Origin of the sequence: Nocardia sp. BSTN01 (assembly GCF_015354405.1) — a bacterium.
Classification (GTDB): Bacteria; Actinomycetota; Actinomycetes; order Mycobacteriales; family Mycobacteriaceae; genus Nocardia.
In genome coordinates this window covers 1-19,400 of the sequence record NZ_JADKYP010000018.1, presented here as the reverse complement: position 1 = coordinate 19,400, position 19,400 = coordinate 1, and the positions used below count along the sequence as shown (strand labels likewise).

18 protein-coding genes are annotated in these 19,400 nt (G+C 68.5%); 8 read left to right on the top strand and 10 right to left on the bottom strand.

Going from position 1 to position 19,400, the window contains the following annotated elements; genetic code table 11:
• Positions 1-15 precede the first annotated feature (15 nt).
• Positions 16-3,798, top strand: coding sequence for an AAA family ATPase (locus IRT45_RS37650; RefSeq protein ID WP_194806808.1), 3,783 nt, complete (start codon positions 16-18; stop codon positions 3,796-3,798).
• Here the strand turns inward: IRT45_RS37650 and IRT45_RS16875 are convergent, their stop codons facing one another.
• From IRT45_RS16875 to IRT45_RS16850, 6 genes are all read right to left on the bottom strand, one after another.
• The gene (locus IRT45_RS16875) at positions 3,799-5,301 is read right to left on the bottom strand and encodes a carboxylesterase/lipase family protein (RefSeq protein WP_194806807.1); all 1,503 of its coding nucleotides are present in this window, start codon (positions 5,299-5,301) and stop codon (positions 3,799-3,801) included.
• Between the two features lie 88 nt (positions 5,302-5,389).
• The gene (locus IRT45_RS16870; protein WP_194806806.1) at positions 5,390-5,917 is read right to left on the bottom strand and encodes a methylated-DNA--[protein]-cysteine S-methyltransferase; all 528 of its coding nucleotides are present in this window, start codon (positions 5,915-5,917) and stop codon (positions 5,390-5,392) included.
• Positions 5,914-7,554, bottom strand: a complete 1,641-nt coding sequence (locus IRT45_RS16865) for an AlkA N-terminal domain-containing protein (protein WP_194806805.1) — start codon at positions 7,552-7,554, stop codon at positions 5,914-5,916. The genes IRT45_RS16870 and IRT45_RS16865 overlap by 4 nt, the downstream gene beginning before the upstream one ends.
• 373 nt (positions 7,555-7,927) lie before the next feature.
• Entirely contained in the window at positions 7,928-8,107 is a 180-nt protein-coding gene (locus IRT45_RS36930; RefSeq protein WP_228534497.1) for a YbdD/YjiX family protein, read from the bottom strand.
• Positions 8,108-8,217: 110 nt separating this feature from the next.
• Positions 8,218-10,512, bottom strand: coding sequence for a carbon starvation CstA family protein (locus tag IRT45_RS16855; protein ID WP_194806803.1), 2,295 nt, complete (start codon positions 10,510-10,512; stop codon positions 8,218-8,220).
• 222 nt (positions 10,513-10,734) lie between these two features.
• Positions 10,735-11,688: a YafY family protein gene (locus IRT45_RS16850; RefSeq protein ID WP_194806802.1), complete on the bottom strand. Its 954-nt coding sequence runs from the start codon at positions 11,686-11,688 to the stop codon at positions 10,735-10,737.
• Between the two features lie 101 nt (positions 11,689-11,789).
• Between IRT45_RS16850 and IRT45_RS16845 the strand changes: the two genes are divergently transcribed.
• The gene (locus IRT45_RS16845; RefSeq protein ID WP_194806801.1) at positions 11,790-12,404 is read left to right on the top strand and encodes a TIGR03086 family metal-binding protein; all 615 of its coding nucleotides are present in this window, start codon (positions 11,790-11,792) and stop codon (positions 12,402-12,404) included.
• A 72-nt stretch (positions 12,405-12,476) separates the two neighbouring features.
• Here IRT45_RS16845 and IRT45_RS16840 read toward each other — a convergent pair whose 3' ends face one another.
• Entirely contained in the window at positions 12,477-13,127 is a 651-nt protein-coding gene (locus IRT45_RS16840) for a Uma2 family endonuclease (RefSeq protein ID WP_228534484.1), read from the bottom strand.
• Between the two features lie 66 nt (positions 13,128-13,193).
• Positions 13,194-13,634 (bottom strand): MarR family winged helix-turn-helix transcriptional regulator, encoded by a 441-nt coding sequence (locus IRT45_RS16835; protein WP_194806800.1) that lies wholly within the window; start codon positions 13,632-13,634, stop codon positions 13,194-13,196.
• A gap of 101 nt (positions 13,635-13,735) precedes the next feature.
• Between IRT45_RS16835 and IRT45_RS16830 the strand changes: the two genes are divergently transcribed.
• Positions 13,736-14,152: a heme-binding protein gene (locus IRT45_RS16830; RefSeq protein WP_194806799.1), complete on the top strand. Its 417-nt coding sequence runs from the start codon at positions 13,736-13,738 to the stop codon at positions 14,150-14,152.
• A 75-nt stretch (positions 14,153-14,227) separates the two neighbouring features.
• Here the strand turns inward: IRT45_RS16830 and IRT45_RS16825 are convergent, their stop codons facing one another.
• A complete protein-coding gene (locus IRT45_RS16825; RefSeq protein ID WP_174552723.1) occupies positions 14,228-14,665 on the bottom strand; it encodes a heme-binding protein in 438 nt (145 codons plus the stop codon).
• A gap of 102 nt (positions 14,666-14,767) precedes the next feature.
• On the opposite strand from IRT45_RS16825, the gene IRT45_RS16820 reads away from it, so the two are divergent.
• The 3 genes from IRT45_RS16820 (at position 14,768) to IRT45_RS16810 (ending at position 16,850) form a co-directional block, all read left to right on the top strand.
• The gene (locus IRT45_RS16820) at positions 14,768-14,932 is read left to right on the top strand and encodes a hypothetical protein (protein WP_194806798.1); all 165 of its coding nucleotides are present in this window, start codon (positions 14,768-14,770) and stop codon (positions 14,930-14,932) included.
• Positions 14,933-15,104: 172 nt separating this feature from the next.
• On the top strand, positions 15,105-16,184 hold the full coding sequence (ychF, locus tag IRT45_RS16815) for a redox-regulated ATPase YchF (protein ID WP_194806797.1): 1,080 nt from the start codon (positions 15,105-15,107) through the stop codon (positions 16,182-16,184).
• A 237-nt stretch (positions 16,185-16,421) separates the two neighbouring features.
• Positions 16,422-16,850 (top strand): DoxX family protein, encoded by a 429-nt coding sequence (locus IRT45_RS16810; RefSeq protein WP_194806796.1) that lies wholly within the window; start codon positions 16,422-16,424, stop codon positions 16,848-16,850.
• A gap of 297 nt (positions 16,851-17,147) precedes the next feature.
• Here the strand turns inward: IRT45_RS16810 and IRT45_RS16805 are convergent, their stop codons facing one another.
• The gene (locus IRT45_RS16805; protein ID WP_194806795.1) at positions 17,148-18,047 is read right to left on the bottom strand and encodes a LysR family transcriptional regulator; all 900 of its coding nucleotides are present in this window, start codon (positions 18,045-18,047) and stop codon (positions 17,148-17,150) included.
• Between the two features lie 152 nt (positions 18,048-18,199).
• On the opposite strand from IRT45_RS16805, the gene IRT45_RS16800 reads away from it, so the two are divergent.
• Together IRT45_RS16800 and IRT45_RS16795 are read left to right on the top strand one after the other, a co-directional pair.
• Positions 18,200-18,511, top strand: coding sequence for an EthD family reductase (locus tag IRT45_RS16800; protein ID WP_194806794.1), 312 nt, complete (start codon positions 18,200-18,202; stop codon positions 18,509-18,511).
• Positions 18,512-18,702: 191 nt separating this feature from the next.
• Positions 18,703-19,347, top strand: coding sequence for a dihydrofolate reductase family protein (locus IRT45_RS16795; protein WP_194806878.1), 645 nt, complete (start codon positions 18,703-18,705; stop codon positions 19,345-19,347).
• Positions 19,348-19,400 lie beyond the last annotated feature (53 nt).

The following is a 19,400-nucleotide window of genomic DNA, read 5'->3' as shown; positions in this document are numbered from 1 at the left end:
CCGGGCGGGGGCCGCATGAGGCTGCATCGGCTGGAGCTCACGGCTTTCGGGCCGTTCGCCGAGACGGCTCGGGTCGATTTCGACGAACTCGGCGCCGACGGTCTGTTCCTGCTGCACGGTCATACCGGCGCGGGGAAGACGACGGTGCTCGACGCGATCGCGTTCGCGCTCTACGGCCGGGTGCCGGGGGCGCGCGGGGAGAGCAAGCGCCTGCATTCCGACCACGCCGATGCGCAGACCGCGCCGCGGGTGGTGCTGGAGGCGACGCTCGGCGGCCGTCGGCTGCGCCTGACCAGATCGCCGGAGTTCGAGCGGCCGAAGAAGCGCGGCACCGGTCTGCGGACCGAACAGGCCGCCGCGACACTGGAATGGCTGGACGGGCGCGGACAACATCTGTCGCGCATCCCCGATATCGGCGACGAGGTGAGCCGGCTGCTGGGGATGAGCGCCGATCAGTTCTTCCAGGTGGTGCTGCTCCCACAGGGCGACTTCGCGCGGTTCCTGCGCTCGGACAACGAGGATAGGGAAAAGCTGCTCGAGCGACTGTTCGACACCGAACGCTTCGGTACGGCCGAACAGTGGCTGGCCCAGCGGCGGCGGGAGAGCGGCGCGCAGCTGGACACCCACCGCCAGAGCGTCGACCGCCTGATCGCCCAGGTCGCGATTACGGCGGGCCGGGGCGCCACCGAAGCCGTCGGCCCGCTCGAGGCCGTGGAATGGTCACAGCAACTTCTCACGCAGGCCCGCGCCGAGGCTGAGCGTTCAGCGGCGGATCTGGCCCGCTGCCAGCAGGATTCGGCGCGGCGACAGTCCGCCGCCGAGGAACATCGCCGTGTGCAGGAACGCCGCGAACGCGCCGCGATCGCCCGTCGCCACCTCGACGACTACACCGCCGGCGCGTCCCATCGCGACCGGGTGCAGGCCGATCTGGACCGCGCCCGCCGCGTCGAACCGGTGGCGGCCGCGCTCGCCGACGCCCGCACCGCCGCCATGACCCTGCGCCGTCGCACCGACGAAGCCCGTGACCTGGCCGAACGCCTGGCCATCCGCCTGCTCGAACCCGAATCCGCGGAACTTCCCGGAACGACCTGGGCCGCAAGCGATCTCGTCGCTGCCGAATTGGCGGACACTGAGCTGGCCGAGGAGTTGTCGGCCATTCCGGAGATCGGCCGCGCCGACGCCGACGAAGAGGGAGCTGCCGTTACCGCAGGCGGGAGCGGCCACGGTCTGGACTCGGTGCACTCGAGCGGGGGCAGCCGATCCGCTGCGGAATCGGTTCCGACCGGCACGGCCGCCGACCACGGACAAGTCGCCGGAGGAGCCGATCCCGCGTCGACCGATGACGTAATGGCGGCCGAATGGAGCCGCTCCGGAGAAGCGCATGCCGGGAAGTCCGCAGGGGCAGAGGACAGGCCTCGGGCAACGGCGGCCACAGTGGCGAGCGATCACGGCGACGCCGAAACAACCGACGAAGCAACGCTGTTCGCACTCTCCGTTCCTCCGCCGGAGGGGCACGATGCGGTGGACGAGCCGGTCGAATTGGAGTTGTTCTCCATCGACCTCGTCCGCCCCTCAATGGCGACGGAGTCACGTGGTGACCGGACTCGCTCCGGCGCGCAGAACGGGCCCGGCCCGTCGGGCGAGCAGAAGATTCCCTGTGCGGGCGATGATGCCCCGGCCGGCGAATACGACGACTCGCGCACCGCGGCGGCCGGTCCTGCTGTCGCAGCCGAGGCCGGGACGCCTGGTGCTTCTGGGGGTGCCCACTCGAATCTGCGTTCGGTGGACGATAACCCGCGCTCGGCGGACCACACTGTGCACACCACAACTCCGCGCGGTATCGACGCGGCCGTCCAACGGTGGTCGGCGCACATCGGCTCCCTGGAAGAGGTTCGCGCCGACGCGGAGAACGCCGTACGCCTGACCACCGAATTGGCCGGTCTGCGAACGGAATACACCGCCGCGTCCCAAGAGCTGGAGCAGCTGGCGCAGCGCAGGGAGCAGTTGCCGCAGGCCATCCGCTCGGCCGAGGTGGCGCTGCGGGAGGCGGCGGATGCGCGGGCAGCGTTGCCGGGCCTGGAACGCGAATGCGAGCGCACGCGTGCCGCGGCGGAGGCGGCGGTCGAGCTGGTGGGCGCGCGGAAGGAATTGTCCACGGCCACCGAGGCATTCGAGCGGGCCCGCGCCGCGCACGCCGATGCGCGCGAGCGCACCCTCGATATTCGCGAACGTCGTCTCGCCGGTATGGCGGCCGAGCTGGCGGGTGCGCTCGTCGAGGGGCAACCGTGCAGCGTATGCGGTTCCGGCGATCATCCGGCCCCGGCCCGGCCCACCGCCGTCACCGTCGCGAAATCCGACGAGGAGGCGGCGGTTCAGGCGGAACGCGCCGCCGAACAGCTCCGCGACCGTGCCCTCACCCGCCGCACGGAGCTGGAACGGCGGATCGAACTGCTCGTGGAGCGCGGCGGCGACGGCGATCACACGGAATTGGCCGCCGCCGTGAACGCGGCGACCGAACAGTTCCGGTCCGCGCAACAGCAGGCGAGCGCCGCCGCCGACCGCACCGCCGAGGTGGAGCGGCTGCGCACCGCCGAAACCGAACTGCACGCGCGCCTGCGGGAACTGGAAAGCCGTGGCAGCGCCGTGCAGGAACGCATTCTGGCCGCCGATCGGCGGCTGGCCGAACTCAGCGAGCGAGTCCGGGTCGCCGCCGGTGCCGACGGCACGGTGGAGCGTCGCCGCGCCCGCCTGGAAGCGCTCATCGCCGACGCCACGGATCTGCTCACCGCCCGCACCGACGCCTCCGTCGCCGGCGATCAGTTCGCCGACCTCGCCCGCCGCGTCGAACACACGGCCCGCGCCGCCGACCTGCAGGTCGCCACCGAGCCGCAGCCGGGACGCTCGGCGTCGGACGCACCCGACCACGCGGTGCTCGCGGCCTACGCGAAGGTCGTCGCGGCCGCGACCCGCACCCCGCAGCAGCAGACCGAGATGGAGGCCGAACTCGTCGCCGCCGACCGCCGCCGCGCCCACGCCGAAGCGGTTCTCGCCGAACCCGAGGTCCGGGCCGCGGCCGACGCCGAAGCGGTGAACCTCACCGAGGTCGAGGCGGCGGTGGCCGAGGCGCGCCGCGCGCTGGACGCCGCGGTCGCCGCGCACGCCGAAAGCACCCGCCGCGTAGCCCAACTCGAGGAACTCGGCGGTCAGCTGTGGGCCGCGGCCGACCGCATCGCACCGCTCCAGCAGGCGCACACCGAACTCGAGGGTCTCGCCGACGTGGTCGCGGGCCGCGGCGCCAACAACCGCCGCATGTCTCTGCGCTCCTATGTGCTCGCGGCGCGGCTGGAGGAGGTCGCGATCGCCGGGTCGGCGCGCCTGCGGCGAATGTCGGGCGGCCGCTACGAATTCGTCCATTCCGATGCGGCCGGCCCGCGCGGCCGCCGCGGTGGTCTCGGCCTCGACATCCGCGACGACTACACCGGCGCCGTCCGTCCCGCGAAAACACTGTCCGGTGGTGAAACCTTCATGGCCTCATTGTCACTGGCGCTCGGCCTCGCCGATGTGGTCGCGGCGGAATCCGGTGGCCTGGTCCTGGACACCCTCTTCATCGACGAGGGATTCGGCAGCCTCGATGCCGACACCCTCGACGCCGTGATGGGCGTGCTGGACGAATTACGTTCGGGCGGAAGGGTGGTCGGCGTGGTCAGCCACGTCGACGAGATGCGCCAGCGCATTCCCAGCCGCCTCCATGTCATCCGGGAACCGACCGGCTCCCGGCTGCGCACGATCGTCGCCTGATCACCCGCGGCGCAACCGGCTGCCCGATTCGCGCAGTGCCCGTAGCTGCACGGCGTGCGGATCCGGCACGGTGGTCGAGTTCGGAAAGTCGAACCTGCGCACCTGCCGCTCCGTTCCGAACGGTGCCCAACCCGGATCGCCGTGCGTCGCGAAATCGACCCAGGCCCGGTGGATTTCGTCGGCCAGTGGCTGCGGCGAGTTCGGTCCGGTCAGCGGATGTGCCTCGGTGAGTTTGTCGAAGACGAAGGGGATCTCCAGCACGTGGCAGGCACCGAGGTCGGGAACTCCACTGCGCCAGCCGAATTCGTACACGTGCGTCGGTGCCCCGGCGGCGGCGTTGGCGGCCGCGATGCGCATCGAATCGTCGCGGAAGACCATATCGGTGATCACGGCCGCGAAGAGGTCGGCGGGTGTGGCCTGGGGGCGCTGTTCGGCATAGACCTCCACCACGGCGGGGTCCACGCCGTAACGCGACAGCACCGGCCCCAGCGTCTCGTCGGTGAGCGTGGCCGCGATGCCGGTCGGAAAGGTGAAGAACCGGAATTCCTCGGCCGTCCAGCCGATGATCAACGGCACCGCGTGGCCGGTGGAGCGGTCCAGCACGTCGACGGGCCGGTCCTCGATGAGTTCGCCGTCGATCACCGGGAAGAAGCTCAGAATCCCGAGCCCGTTGTCGATGATCGTGCGGCCCCACCGGTTCGGATCCGGATTGGTGATCAACTCCAGTGCCACCGCATCCTGCGCGGTCCGCAGCCGGTCCGGTCCGAGTCCGCCGAAGGCCGCGGCCGTCGGCTCGATTCCCAGTGTGCGAGCGAGGTTTTCGGCGACCTTCACCGCGTCGGCGGCCACGGCCACCGCGGATCCGTTGCCGCTCTGCACGATCGCGCGTCGGAACAGTCCGCGCGCCGGCGCGGCGGTCAGCAGGTCGACCACACTCATCCCGCCGGCCGATTCGCCGAAGACGGTCACAGTGTCGGGGTCGCCGCCGAACGCCGCGATATTGTCGCGCACCCAGCGCAGCGCGAAGATCTGATCGTGCAGGCCGCGGTTGAGCGGCGCGCCGGGTACGGCGGCGAAGCCGGAGATCCCGAGCCGATAGTTGATCGACACCACCACGACCCCGTCGCGGGCGAAGGTACTGCCGTCGTACATGGTGCGGGCGTTGGAGCCGCGGGTGAAGGCACCGCCGTGAATCCACACCATGACCGGCAGACCGGATCCGCCGACCTCGGGCGTCCACACGTTCAGATTCAGATATTCGTCACCGGGCAATCCGTCGCTGCCGATCAGCGCGTGGATCGGCGCGGGATATGGCGATTGCACACAGGTCGCGCCGTAGGTCAGCGCATCGCGCACACCGTCCCATTCGGGGACCGGCCGCGGCAGGTCGAATCGGGCCGGACCGACGGGCGCGGCCGCGTAGGGGATGCCGAGGAATGTGCTCACCCCGTTTTCGGTGGTGCCGCGGACCTTGCCACCGGTGACCGACACGATCGTTTCCATGCAGAACTCCTTCGTCGTTCCGCATTCTGCCCGCCGGACCGACTGTTCGGCACGAGTTCGGTGCGCCGGATCCGGTGCATCCGAGAGCTCAGCGCGGGAGCTGGGCCTTGTCCTCCGCCGCCCGCTCGTGGGCGAGCAGCCAGCGTTTACAGCCCAGCCCCCAGCGGAAGCCGCCGAGCGAGCCATCGGTACGCAGAATCCGGTGGCAGGGAACGAACAACGCGGCCGCATTGCGCGCACAGGCGTTGGCGGCGGCGCGCACGGCCTCCGGGCGGCCGGACCGGAGCGCGAACGCGGTGTAGGTGATCGGCGCGCCGGCCGGTACCGCTCGCAGCACCGACCAGGCGTGTTCGAGGAACGGACCGGAGATCTGCCGCACCGCCACGCCGTCGATGGCCTCGAATTCGCCCTGGTGATACCGCTCTACGGTGTCGGTGAGCTCGTCGAGGGCGTCGTAGCGGCGCAGCGCGGCCGGTCGCAGTTGCGGATGGATGAATACGCGCAGCCCCTCCGCGTCGGCAGTCCAGCCGGAGGCCAGGACCGCGCCGTCGGCATCGGCGATCACCGTGAACGGCCCGATCGGGGTCGGGACGGTCGCGTAATCCGCGGTGCTCATCGCCGCGCGCCCAGATAGGCCGCGCGACGGCCGGCATCGGCGGCAGCGGCTCCGGGACGGGCGGCGTCACCCCGACGGTCGAGTGCGGCACGGGCGGCTGCGGGCCGGGTGGCGTCGTCGCGGCCGGCAAGGTATCCGCCGTTGCGCGCCGATGCCGTTCGCGCGGTCGCGGCCCCGGCTACCGCCGTGCGTTCGGACAGCGCGCGCTTCCACAGATGCATCGACAGATACGACCGCCACGGCGCCCATCGCGACGTATCGGTGAGATCGATTCCGTACTGGGCCGCGCCCTGCCGGACCACGAGATCGGTATGCAGCAGGATGTCCGGATCGGCGAGCAGGCGCATCGTCACGTAGTCGGCCGTCCACGGGCCGACACCGTCGATGGCGAGCAGGTCGCGGCGTACGTCGGCGGCGGTCCGGCCGGCGTGCAGTCGCAGGTCACCCGAGGCGAGCGCGCGGGCGGCGCCGACGATCGAGGCGGTGCGCCGGGCGGGTCCGGTCAGCACGTCGGCGCCGCGTTCGGCGATGGCCTCGGCGGTGGGGAACAGCCGCGGCATCGGGCCGTTGACGTTCTCGCCCAGCGCGTCGACGAGGCGGGCGGTGTGCGTGGTCGCCGCCGACACCGAGATCTGCTGTCCGATCATGGTGCGCAGCAACAACTCCGAGCCGTCCAGACAGCCGGGCACGCGGATGCCCGCGCCGATCGCCGGCGCGCCGGGCCCGAAACCCTCGGTGAGTGCGGCATCGATTCCGACCGGATCGGCGTCCAGGTCGAGCAGATGCCGAATCCGCGCGACCGTCGGCGCCAGATCGCGCATATCGTGCAGCGCCAGACTCGCACGCACATGGCCGGGGTGGATACTCGCGCGCACCGTGGCATGTCCGTGCGGGGTGCGCAGGCTGCGTGTGTAGACGCCGTCCTCCCAGCTCTCCAGGCCGGGAACCGCGTGTGCGGACAGGAACCATTCGAGCCAGCTCGCATCGAGCGGTTCGCGATAGGGCAGGCGCAGGGTCAGGGCGCCGTTGGTGGCGGGCAGTGCGTCGCCGCGCAACCGCCGCGCCTCCTCGCGCAAGACGGTCGGACTCACCACGAACACCTCGCGCACGGTGTCGTTGAACTGCCGGATGCTGGCGAAACCTGCCGCGAAGGCGATGTCGGACATGGGCATTCGCGTGGTCTGGATGAGCAGCCGGGCGGTGTGAGCGCGATGGGCGCGAGCCAGGGCGAGCGGACCGGCGCCGAGTTCGGCGGTGAGTACCCGGGTCAGTTGCCGCTGCGAATAGCCGAGTTTGTCGGCCAGGCCGGGGACGCCGCTGCGTTCGATCACGCCGTCAGCGATCAGCCGCATCGCCCGCGCGGCCAGATCGGCACGGGTGTTCCACAGTGGTGAGCCGGGCGCGGCATCGGGCAGGCACCGGCGGCAGGCGCGAAATCCGCTCTGCTGCGCGGCGGCCGCGGTGGGGAGGAACGTGACATTCGTACGCTTCGGAGTGATAGCAGGACACGATGGCCGACAGTAGATTCCGGTGGTGCGCACCGCCGTGACGAATTGCCCGTCGAAACGGGCATCGCGGGTGGCCACCGCTCGATAACAGCGCTCGAAGTCCAGACCGTTCACACTCACGCAGTCCACCTTGTCAGCCCGAGGCCGCCCGCGCTAGCGGGAATCAGACAACTACCCCCGAGGGACAACGTTTCAGCGACATAGCTGTGCGCTATCAATGGGCGGTCGACTGAGAGCAGCTGCGTATAACCGCCGCAAAGGGCCTATTCCGCAGCGTCGCAAGGATTTCGGGCCGGCCGGAGTCGCCGGATGAGTGGTGCGCGGTTGGTCGCAGATCACACGGCGAACGTTGCGGCCGTCGGATCTGCGGGCATTCGCGAGAACGCACCGGAATCGGCCGCCTCGTCGCCGGGTTCGACAGCCCGGCGAGCTGGATTTGCGGAACAGCTCTCGGCTGCCACATCGATCGGCCCGGCCGTCGGCGATCGGTGCGGCGACGAGCTCAGCAACACCGGGTTCCGGGATTGCGATCGGCCGCGGCGTGCCGCTCTCGCCAGTATTCGCGCTCGCTCGGAATCGGCCGACCGGGGTGCCGTCGGCGCAGATGTTCCACATATCGCGGATAGTCCTGGCCGCCGAGCACCGCGTTCAGATAGCGGGCTCCCGCCCGGACCGCACGCAGCGGCGCCCGGAGAACCGCGACGGTCCGCCGATGCGTTCTCGCCACATCCGTGGCGGCGGAGGGAGCCGGCGCGGCCCCTGCCGCCGCGCCGGAACCCTCGAATTCGCTTGTCAGGAAGCCGGTTCCGGAGTCGACGCGTGCGCTGCTCCGGGGACCTTCACCGCTCCCGTGCGTTCCAGTTCCTCCCATTCGCGCTGCACCTCCTTCTCGGCCTTGGTGGTGAGGAAGCCCGACGGCCCGAAGATCTTCGACGGCACTTCCGGAGTCTCGGTGGTGGCTCCACCACCGCGCCGCACCGCCTGAACGCACACGATCACACCGACCGCGGCCACGATCAACACCAGCACCGCGAAGATGATCGACAGTGAGCCCTGGATGAACGTGTTGCGCACGACCTTGTCCATATCGGCCATGCTCTTGGCCGGCGCGAGCACCTTCCCGGCGTCACGCGCGTCGCTGTAGATGCGGTGCTGGGTCCAGTAACCGATGTTCTTGTCGCCGGAGAAGATCTTCTGCCACGAGGCCGTCATGGTGACGATGAGATCCCAGATCAGCGGCAGCGCCGGAATCCAGGCCCACTTCCACAGCCCCTTCTTCATCACGATCACCAGCACCACCGTCAGCGCGACCGCGGCCAGGAGCTGATTGGCGATGCCGAACAGCGGATAGAGGGTGTAGATACCGCCGAGCGGATCGGTGACGCCCATCAGCAGGACCGAACCCCAGGCGGCGACCACGACGAAGGTGCACAGCCAGGCTCCGGGCCGCCAGGACGGATCCTTGAATTTGCGCGCCGGGCCGCCGAGGTTACCGAGCGTGTCCGACAGCATGAAGCGCGCGACGCGAGTGCCGGCGTCGATGGTGGTCAGGATGAACAGCGCCTCGAACATGATCGCGAAGTGGTACCAGAACGACTTCATCGCGGCGCCGCCGATGAAGTTGTGCATCACCTCGGCCATGCCGACGGCCAGTGTCGGCGCGCCGCCGGTGCGCGAGTAGATCGCCTGTTCACCCACGTCGTGGGCGGCCTGGTTCAACTCGTTCGCGGTGATCGGTGTCCCGCCGAGTCCGAGGGCGTTCACCTTGTCCGCGGCGGCCTGCGCGCTGGTGAGGCCGCCGGTGTTCATCGCGAAGTACAGATGCTGGTCGAGAATGCTGGCCGCGATGATCGCCATCACCGCGACGAACGACTCCATCAGCATGCCGCCGTAGCCGATCATCCGTGCCTGCGACTGCTTTTCGAGCAGTTTCGGCGTGGTGCCCGAGGACACCAGGGCGTGGAATCCGGAGAGCGCACCGCAGGCGATGGTGATGAACAGGAACGGGAAGAGGCTGCCCGCGAACGCCGGACCCTTGGAGTTGCCGGCGAACTGGGAGACCGCGGGCGCGTGCAGCACCGGCATGGTGATCACCACGCCCAGAGCCAGCAGCACGATGGTGCCGACCTTCATGAACGTCGACAGATAGTCGCGCGGCGCCAGCAACAGCCATACCGGCAGCACCGAGGCGATGAAGCCGTAGATGATCAGCATCCACGCGATGGTGGTGCCGGAGAGGGTGAACAGGTCACGGCCCCAGCCGGATTCCGACACCCAGCGTCCCGACACGATGGCGAGCAGCAACAGCACGAATCCGACGACGGAGATCTCGCCGACCTTGCCCGGCCGCACGTAGCGCAGGTACAGACCCATCAGCAGCGCGATCGGAATCGTCATCGAAATCGAGAACACGCCCCACGGGCTGCCGCCGTGCAGTTGCCCGTCGGCGCCCTTCGTCGCGGCGAGCGCGTTGACCACCACGATGCCCAGGACGGCCAGCAGAATCACCATGATCACCAGCACCGCGATCAGCGCCGCGACGCCGCCCACCACACCGAGTTCGTCGCGAGCCATCTGCCCGAGACTGCGGCCGCGGCGCTTCACCGAAGCCCACAGCACCAGATAGTCCTGGACGGCGCCCGCGAGCACGACGCCGATCACGATCCACAGCGTGCCCGGCAGATACCCCATCTGCGCCGCGAGTACCGGCCCGACCAGCGGCCCGGCGCCGGCGATGGCGGCGAAATGATGGCCGAACAGGACCCGCCGGTCCATCGGCATGTAGTCCGTGCCGTTCTCCAATTCCTCTGCTGGAGTGGCGGTGTCGTCGCGGGGCTTGGTGATCTTCCATTCGATCAGCCGGGCGTAGAACTGGTAGGCGATGATGTAGGTGCACACCGCCGCGATGACGATCCATACCGCGTTGACGTTCTCGCCGCGGGCGACGGCGAGGATCGCCCAGGCGACCGCGCCGAAGACGGCGATGGCCGCGAAGATCGCCTTCTTGGCGGGCGTGATCGGCCGGCGGTCGACGATCCCGACGGGAGGCAGCTCCGGCTCGGTTCGGAGGTATTCGATGGTCGCCATGCGAGCTACTCTCCCGTGCTGGTCTAGGTCCGATCGAAGAGGAGCTTCCGGCCGGACATCAGGTGGAACTGACTCAAGGTAGCGGAATCCCGCCGAATCGGGCGAGCCCACGGTGGGATCCGCACCCCGTTCAGGAACTGTTCACCGGACCGGATCCCCGCCTCGGGGGCGAAACCGCAGGTGGCCGTGTGTCGGGCGGTCGTTGCGGGGCCATCGAAAGCGCTATTCGGTCGGGACAGCCGATGAATAACGACGGCCCAGTGTCCGGATGTGGTCCACGAGTTCGGGCGGCTCGTCGACGCGGAAGTCCATCATCAACATGCTGAGGTAGATCGCGATCGTCTCCAAAGTGTCCGCACCGGTGTACAGCACACACGACTGCGCGTCGACGGGTTCCACCACGCCGACGGCCGGGTTGATGCGCGCGATCACGGTGTCGGCCGGCGCCAGGACCGTGACCCGGGCGTGGACTCGCCAACCGGCCGTGGCGATTTCCCGCAGCACGAACGCCACCAGATCGTCATCGGGCAGGGCGCGGGCTGCGAAGTGGTGGGAACCGGTCGCGACGTCGTCGATGGCGGCCACGGGAAGGGCGCGCCAGCAATGGTTTTCGAGGTCGTAAGCGACGAGATACCACCGGCGTTGCCAATTGATCAGCCGATACGGCTCGAGGCGTCCGCCGTCGACGTTCAGGACCCGGGTACCGCGAATCGCCGACGCGATGGTGGCGAGGGTTTGCGCCGGCACGGGCGCGTCGGGTTCGCGTGAGCCGGTCGTCGCGGGACCGATCTCGGTGGCCGTGCGCAACGCTGTCACCTTGCGCTGCAACCGAACCGGCAGGATCCGCTCCAACTTGGCGAGCGCCCGCGCCACATTCTCGTCGATGTCCGCGATCCCGGTGGATCCGTCCTCCGCGAGGCCGATCGCCACCGCCACCGCGACCGCCTCGTCGTCGTCGAGCAGCAGCGGCGGCATCGTCTTGCCCTGGCCGATCCGATAACCGCCGACCGCGCCGCGCTCGGCATGGACCGGATAGCCCAGTTCCCGCAGTCGTGCGATGTCCTGACGCAGAGTCCGGTCGCTGACATCGAGGCGTTGCGCCAGCTCTCGACCGGTATATGTGCGGTCCTGCAACAGCGACAGCAGGCGCAGCACGCGAGTTGTGGTGGAGGTCACATCACTGCCTTTTCCGGGCGACGGATTATTAGGAAGGAATCAAGCCTAATTGCCGCATAGTCTGAGTTCAACGCCGAAAACGAAGAACGAAAGGCCCTCCGATGAACGCCACCTCTGTTGCCCCCGCCGCCGCTCTCGCCCCCGTCTGGCGTGACGTCGTCGCCGACTCCTACCGTGCCCTCGCCGACGCGGTCGCGGGAATCGGCGCCGCCGAGTGGGACCTGCCCACCCCGTGCTCGCAGTGGACCGTCACCCAGGTCGTCCAGCATGCCGCCGGTGATCAGCTCGCCTTCGCCGCGGCCCTCGGGGTGGGTACCGGCCCCGCCTACGACCCGTTCGCCCCCTCCGGCTCGCTGGACGGCACCGGCGTGCAGTTGATCTCTGCGGCCCTCGACCAGACCGCCACCGCCTGGACCACCGTCACCGACGACGCCGAAACCGTCCCCACCCCGCTCCCGCACGGGGCCCTCCCGACCCCCGTCGCCGCCGTCATGGCCGCCCTCGACGCCGCCGTCCACGCCTGGGATATCGCGATCGCCACCGGCCGGCCCTCCCCGCTCACCGACATCCTGGCCACCCATCTCCTCACTGCCGCAACGGATCTGATCGAACCGCTGCGCCAGTGGGGTGCCTACGCGCCGGTGCTGGATGCCGAGCCCGGCGATACCGCCGTCGACACACTGCTGCGCTACCTCGGCCGCAACCCGCGCGCCTGAGTCTGCTGGTCACCCTCCGCGAGAACGGGTTTCGTGCCGACACGCGATGGCCGGCACGCCCCGTTCGGGCTCTCAGAAGGCGATGGCAGACCAGGGCATCGTGATATTGAAGGGGTATCCGAAGGCAATTCCAGCCTCGTCGTCGTGTGTCCATTCGCCGACCAGCAGATAATTGGCCGGTCGTAACGGCGTCACACCGTCCGGCAGCCGCGCGTGACCGACTTCGAGCCCATAGGCGCGAACAACATCGATCGAACTCACGTCGCGTTGTAGCGTCACTTCCCAATACCAAGGAATTCCGGCGCTCGCGTACCGGGCTTTCTTCGCTTCCATATCGGTCTGGCTGTTCGACGGTGACCGCACCTCTCCGACCAGAACCGTGTCCGCAGCGCGGACATCGGCATAGGGCGGCAAGCATCGGTGTACGAGGAAATCCGGAGTGAGGAAGTCGTTCTTGCCCGCGCTGCCGAGGAAGACATTCGTTTCGGCTTCCGCCTCCCAGCATCGTTCCGGGCGCAGGCTCATGTCCTCGCGCACACAGCGCTCGAATTCGTTCGTCAGCCGGCGGGTGAAGCGCTGATGCTCGCGTGGGCCGCGGCGCAACCACACGACCCGCCCTTCCCACAGTTCGATCTGGTCCGCCACGTCCGCCGGAAGCCGTTCCAGTTCCTCCCACGTCATGTATTCGGGGAGGTCGGGGCGGTCGATTCCGGGCAGGACCATGCCGCAATCGTAACTCGCAGAGGGTAGGGGCCACTCGTGGTCGCCTGGCGTACTCGGCCGGTTCTGCTAGTCGTTCCCGTGCCGGTCCAGCACGCGGGTCAGCAGCCTGACCAACCGGTCGCGCTCTGGCGTTGTCAGTCCGCCGAATATCTCGTCCTGGGCGGCGGTCAATGCGGCGTCCAGTTCATGCAGTCGTCGTTTACCGGCTGCGGTGAGGGTGATCAGGTTGCGGCGGCGGTCGTCCGGATCCGGTTTCCGCCCAACGTATTTCTGCGCCTCGAGTTCGGTCAGCATGGCGTGCATATCGCTGCGGTCGATGCGGCACCGCTGCCCGATCGCCACCTGGCTCGCGGGCCCGAACTCGTCGAGCGCGGCCAGAATCGCGAAGTGGTAGCCGCGGGCGCCGACCGCCGACATCGCTTCTCCGATGTGCCGCTGGGCGAGTGCCGCGGTCTTGCTGACCAGCCAGCTCGGTTTGCCGCGCAGGCGTGCGGGCGTGTCGTCCATGCGTTGCAGTCTAGAGGATTCGTTGGACGGTCCAACGAATGTGGGGTAGCGTCGCTTGGATAAACCGTTGGTTTGGCCAACGAATATCGGAGGTGGAGAAGATGTCGCTCACGCTGGATGAAGCGCATGCCATCAGTGCTCGGATGCGCTCTCGCGCTGCGGAATTGGGTGCGCGCGTGACCGTGGCCGTCGTGGACGAGGGTGGGCACGTGCGGGTGCTGGATCGGATGGACGGTGCGCCACCGCTCTCGGCCCGCATCGCGCCCGCGAAGGCGTCCGGCGTCGCCCTGTTCCATCGCGACGGCGGTGAACTGCAGCAGCTCCAGAAGGCTTGGCCCGCCCTCTTCGATCGCATCGATCAGCTGGCGCCGACACCGATCGTGGTGGGTGCGGGCTCGCGGCTGATTCGTCGCGACGGTGTCGTACTCGGCGCGGTCGCGGTCAGTGGCGGGCGGCCCGAACAGGACGACGAATGCGCCGAGTTCGGGTTGGGTACACCGACTCCCGATCCGGTGTAGCCGAACGCCGCCTTTCGGTCTGGTGGTCCGATCTCCATGCTTCCTCGGCTATGAGGGCATGGTCATATTTCTCGATCAGGCTGCGTGCGAGCGGTTTTCGTGCCACCGCTGCACGGCGACCTGCACGGCCTCTTCGTCCTGTGTCGCGTGAGCCCCCGAGGCCCCGGCTGCCCCGAGAATCACACCGTTCTCAGTGACGAGCACCCCACCCGCGAACGGAATGTAATCGCCGTCGTAGAGATGCTGGATGCTGTCGACGATCGCACCCGGCAGCGGGAGTTGTCCCGAGGGATGCAGCGTCAGGAGTGCGGTGCGCGCCTTGGCCACCGCGAGGCGACTCGTCATCGGCATCCCGCCGTCCGCCCGTCGCAGCGCGATCACCGCGCCGCTCACATCGGTCACCGCCACCGCCAGCGGCGGAAATCGGTGTTCGGAGGCGACCGTCAGGGCCGCGTTCACCAGCCAATCGGCATCGGCCAAGCCCAATCCGGGAAGTCGAGGGATCTGCGCCATGGATCGACCTTAGCCGGGTGTCGTCCCGGTGTTCGGGCGGCGGTGTGGAACGTCTAATCCTTTGCGGCAGTGTATGTTTGTGCGCCGGGTCGCGGAGGCGGTTTGCCGTCCGGAGCAGGCCGATACCTTGCTGTGGTCGAGGGCCTCCGCACCGACGGTGCCGAGGGGTTCCGCTCCTACCGCAATCCGCTCGCACGTCGCCGTGACACTCTCGCGTTTCTGGATGCTGCGATCGAGAGCGCGCTGGCGCTGCCCGCCACCTTCTAAGCGGTCGGCCGCGTGCCGGTGCCGGAACGTCCGGATATGGACGACGCGGGCGTGGTGGCCGCGGCTTCGCCGTCCGTGAGCGCTCGGGTCCGCTGGCCGGGGTACTCCATGCACTGGTCGCGACCTGGGCAGATTCGGTCGCCGAACGCGCGCCGCGTAGACTCTTGCACTCGTGAGTCTCACCCTCGGTATCGTCGGCCTGCCCAACGTCGGAAAGTCGACGCTGTTCAACGCGCTGACCCGCAACGACGTGCTCGCGGCGAACTACCCCTTCGCCACCATCGAGCCGAACGTCGGCGTGGTGCCGCTGCCCGACCCGAGGCTGGACAAGCTCGCCGAGATCTTCGGTTCCGAGCGCATCGTCCCCGCGACGGTGTCCTTCGTCGACATCGCCGGCATCGTCAAGGGCGCCTCCGAGGGCGCCGGCCTGGGCAACAAATTCCTCGCCAACATTCGCGAAGCCGACGCCATCTGCCAGGTGGTCCGCGTCTTCGCCGACGACGACGTGGTCCACGTCGACGGCAAGGTCGACCCCCTCAGCGATATCGAGGTCATCGAAACCGAGCTCATCCTCGCCGACCTGCAGACCCTCGAGAAGGCGGTCGTCCGCCTCGACAAGGAAGCCAAGGTCAAGAAGGACCGCAAGCCGGTAGCCGACGCCGCCAAGCAGGCCCAGGAATTCCTCAACGAGGGCAAGACCCTCTACGCCGTCCGCGACAAAGTCGACGCCGACCTCCTGCGCGAACTGTCGCTGCTCACCACCAAGCCGTTCCTCTACGTCTTCAACGCCGACGAGTCGGTCCTGACCGACGAGGCCCGCGTCGCCGAACTGAAAGCCGCTGTCGCCCCGGCCGATGCGGTCTTCCTCGACGCCAAGGTGGAAGCCGAACTCCTCGAACTGGACGCCGAATCCGCCCTCGAACTACTGGAATCCATCGGCCAAACCGAGCCCGGCCTCCACGCCCTGGCCCGCGCCGGCTTCCACACCCTCGGCCTCCAGACCTACCTCACCGCCGGCCCGAAAGAGGCCCGCGCGTGGACCATCCACCAGGGCGACACCGCCCCCAAGGCAGCCGGCGTCATCCACACCGACTTCGAACGCGGCTTCATCAAGGCCGAAATCGTGGCCTACGACGACCTGGTCGAAGCCGGCTCCATGGCCGCCGCCAAGTCCGCGGGCAAGGTGCGGATGGAAGGCAAGGACTACGTCATGCACGACGGGGACGTAGTCGAGTTCCGCTTCAACGTGTAGCGGATTAGCGTCTGCGAGGAAGTAGGCTGCGCGGGTATCGCTGCCGGTAGCGACTCTGCTGAGCCCCCGTTCGATGTCGGGCGGGGGCTCTGTCGTTTCGCTGGCGCGGCTATCTGGCCGGTTCGGTCAGCGCGGTGAAAGTTCTTTCGACGGCGGCGATGAGTTTTCCGGACCGCCTCCGTCCTTGCTGGTGAACGCGCCACCAACCCGGCGCGACCGACCCGGAAGGAACAAGAAATGACCGCCATCGCCGCCACCCAGACCACCGCCGCCGTCCGCCCCGGCAAGATCCGTAACCGCGTCCTGTGGACCCTGCAGATCGTGCTCGGTCTGTTCTTCGTCATCGCCTCCGGCGGCCCGAAGCTCGTCATCCCGCAGACCCTGATGGAAAACAACGCCACCGCCTTCTCGATCCCGTTGGCGCTGCTGGTCTTCATCGGTCTCGCCGAGGTCGCGGGCGGGATCGGACTCATGGTGCCGCGCCTGACCGCGGCCGCCGCGATCGGGCTGGCGATCGTCACCTTCCTCGCCGCCGGCTTCAACGCCTTCCTGGCCGACACCCCGGAATTGGCCCCCTTCCCGCTGGCGCTCACGGCGATCTTCGCCTGGATCGCCTACGAACGCCGGGCCTCGATCACCGCCTTGGGCGCGCTGATCAAGCGATGACCCGCGCATAACGCCCGGCTACCGGCGGCATCCAGCCGCCGGTAGCCGCGTTGTGCGTTACACGGGACGGTTCGGTCGGGTTGGTCGGGCTGTCCCATCGCCAGTCGCGGGGCGGGCGTCACCGGGGCGGACCGCCCACCCCGCGACCCTCCGAATCATGTGATGACAGTTGTTGTTTCGCGGCGGGCGGTGTGGTGCCCCAGCCCCTACGCGCAGCGTGAGCCGTGCGCGGGCGAGTCCTCCTATCGCTCGTCCGGCATCCGACAAGCCTTTCGTCACTTTCCGGGAAAGGCCTGCTCAGTCCGGCAGCCAATGCAGCTCGTGCGCAAGGGTTTTGGCGACGGTACGGATGCGGCGGTGTAGTGGTGACTGTACGCGCGGGAGGACCAGGTGGATGGTCAAGCTGGGTGCGCCCCGCAGCGGTCGCCACGTGAGACCGGCCGGTTGTGTCGTGACCGCGACTTCACCTGCCGGGGCGAGGGTGAGCCCGTCGCGTAGGTCGCGCTGAGACATGTCGAAAGAGACTGCGGGCGTGTGGAATCGGGGTCTCGGCCGGGTGTCGTGGAACAGTGCGAACAGCTGATCGTGGACCACCGGGTTGGCCGTACGGTCGGGGAGTCGCAGCGGATACGCGGCCGCGTCGGCGATCTCGATCTCCGGGTGTTCGGCCAGCGGATGATGCTGCGCCAATTGCACCCCGACGCGCTCACGCCGCAGCAGGAACCGGCGCACGCCACGACCCGGCTGTTCCCCGCGGGTGATCCCCGCATCGATGCGGCCGTCGGCGACCGCGGGGGAGATCTCCGGTGTCGCCATCGGGACCGCACCCACCTCGAGTCCCGGGCTGCTGCGAATGAGCCTGTCCACCAGGGCCGGTGCCGTCTCGGCCCCCGTGCTGAGGCTGTATCCGATGCGCAGCGTGCCCAGTTCCCCGGCCCCCGCATTCCGGGCGGTATCCCATGCCCGGTCCAGTGCCGCCAGCGCGGGCGGCGCGGACTCCGCCAAAGCCGCACCGGCCGTGGTCAATACGACGCTACGCGTGGTGCGAACCAGCAGGCTCGTACCGAGTTCCGCCTCCAATCGGCGCATCCGGGCACTGAGTGCGGGCTGCGCGATCCCGATCCGTGCGGCCGCGCGGGTGAAGTTCAACTCCTGCGCCAGCACCAGGAAGTACCGCAGGCTCACCGTATCCGGCACCCCGTGCCCTCCCTGCCGATTGATAACGATCCGTTCTGAGTCTATCGCGTCCCGGTCTTTCCCTCGACCACACATCAAGCCCTAACCTGCGCACATGCCGATGCAACCGACCGCGGTACGGGACACCGCACTCACACCGACCGGAGGCAGTCATGCATAAGTTGGTAGTCCTGTATCCCAAGCCCGCCGACCCCGGCCACTTCCGCGACTACTACGTGAACAACCACCTTCCGCTGGTCACGAAGTGGCCCGGCCTGCTCGGGTGGCGCTACAGCTTCGACGTGGCGGCGACCAACGGAGAAGCGCCGTATTTCGCGGTCTTCGAAGCCGACTTCGCCGACGCCGCCGCCCTGGCCGCGATGCGGGCGTCACAGTACGGCCGGCGGGCGGCCGCCGACGTCGTCAACTACGCCACCGGCGGTGTGGTCGTCATCGACTATCCGGTGCAGGAGGGCGCCATCTGAGGGCGCCGTGATCGACGACCACGACCACCGATCAGAGGGCGGCGCAGCGCGTGCGCCTCGATCTGGATCTCGGCGAGCTGGTCGGCGCACATCCGGGATTTGCGCGGGGAAAGGGCTTCGCAACTGATTGCAAAACGAGAGCAGTATCGGTACCTTCGACTGGTTGCGCATTGCAATCGGAAAGGGTTTCGATGTCACAGTTGGTTCGGGTCCAGAACTTCAACCTCTCCAGTGACGGCTATGGGGCCGGGGAAGGGCAGAGTCTGGAACGGCCGTTCGGGCATGCCGATCCGAGCGCGTTGTTCGCGTGGTGTGGCCCCACGGCGCACTGGCCCACCCGTACCGAGCCCGGTGGAACTTACGGTCTCGATGACTACTTCACTCGTGACTATCGCAACAACATCGGCGCGGAGATCATGGGGCGCAACAAGTTCGGTCCGCAGCGCGGGCCGTGGGAGAACTACGACTGGCAGGGGTGGTGGAGTGGTGAACCGCCGTTTCGTACGCCGGTATTCGTTCTCACCCACTATCCGCGGCCTTCTATCACACTGGGGGACACCACATTTCATTTCCTCGACGCATCGCCGAAGGAGGCTCTGAAGAAGGCTTTCGACGCTGCCGACGGCATGGATGTGCGTATCGGCGGTGGCGTCTCCACCATCCGCGAATTCCTCGAGGCGGATCTCATCGATCAGATGCACATCGCCGTCGCGCCGGTCGACCTCGGCGGCGGCGAAAGATTGTGGACCAGCCCGGACGAGCTCACGGACCGCTTTCACTTGGAGCGGGTGCCGAGTCCGAGTGGTGTGACGCACCACCTGTTCTGGCGTCGCTGACGGCAGAGCTTCCCTGAACTTTCCGTGCAAACCTCGGCGATATTGCGCGAAAA

Excerpts from the sequence above, each read along its gene's own strand:
- IRT45_RS37650 (WP_194806808.1), top strand. The coding sequence starts at position 16 with ATGAGGCTGCATCGGCTGGAGCTCACGGCTTTCGGGCCGTTCGCCGAG.
- IRT45_RS16875 (WP_194806807.1), bottom strand. The coding sequence starts at position 5,301 with ATGGAAACGATCGTGTCGGTCACCGGTGGCAAGGTCCGCGGCACCACC.
- IRT45_RS16870 (WP_194806806.1), bottom strand. The coding sequence starts at position 5,917 with ATGAGCACCGCGGATTACGCGACCGTCCCGACCCCGATCGGGCCGTTC.
- IRT45_RS16855 (WP_194806803.1), bottom strand. The coding sequence starts at position 10,512 with ATGGCGACCATCGAATACCTCCGAACCGAGCCGGAGCTGCCTCCCGTC.
- IRT45_RS16845 (WP_194806801.1), top strand. The coding sequence starts at position 11,790 with ATGAACGCCACCTCTGTTGCCCCCGCCGCCGCTCTCGCCCCCGTCTGG.
- IRT45_RS16840 (WP_228534484.1), bottom strand. The coding sequence starts at position 13,127 with ATGGTCCTGCCCGGAATCGACCGCCCCGACCTCCCCGAATACATGACG.
- IRT45_RS16835 (WP_194806800.1), bottom strand. The coding sequence starts at position 13,634 with ATGGACGACACGCCCGCACGCCTGCGCGGCAAACCGAGCTGGCTGGTC.
- IRT45_RS16830 (WP_194806799.1), top strand. The coding sequence starts at position 13,736 with ATGTCGCTCACGCTGGATGAAGCGCATGCCATCAGTGCTCGGATGCGC.
- IRT45_RS16825 (WP_174552723.1), bottom strand. The coding sequence starts at position 14,665 with ATGGCGCAGATCCCTCGACTTCCCGGATTGGGCTTGGCCGATGCCGAT.
- IRT45_RS16810 (WP_194806796.1), top strand. The coding sequence starts at position 16,422 with ATGACCGCCATCGCCGCCACCCAGACCACCGCCGCCGTCCGCCCCGGC.
- IRT45_RS16800 (WP_194806794.1), top strand. The coding sequence starts at position 18,200 with ATGCATAAGTTGGTAGTCCTGTATCCCAAGCCCGCCGACCCCGGCCAC.
- IRT45_RS16795 (WP_194806878.1), top strand. The coding sequence starts at position 18,703 with ATGTCACAGTTGGTTCGGGTCCAGAACTTCAACCTCTCCAGTGACGGC.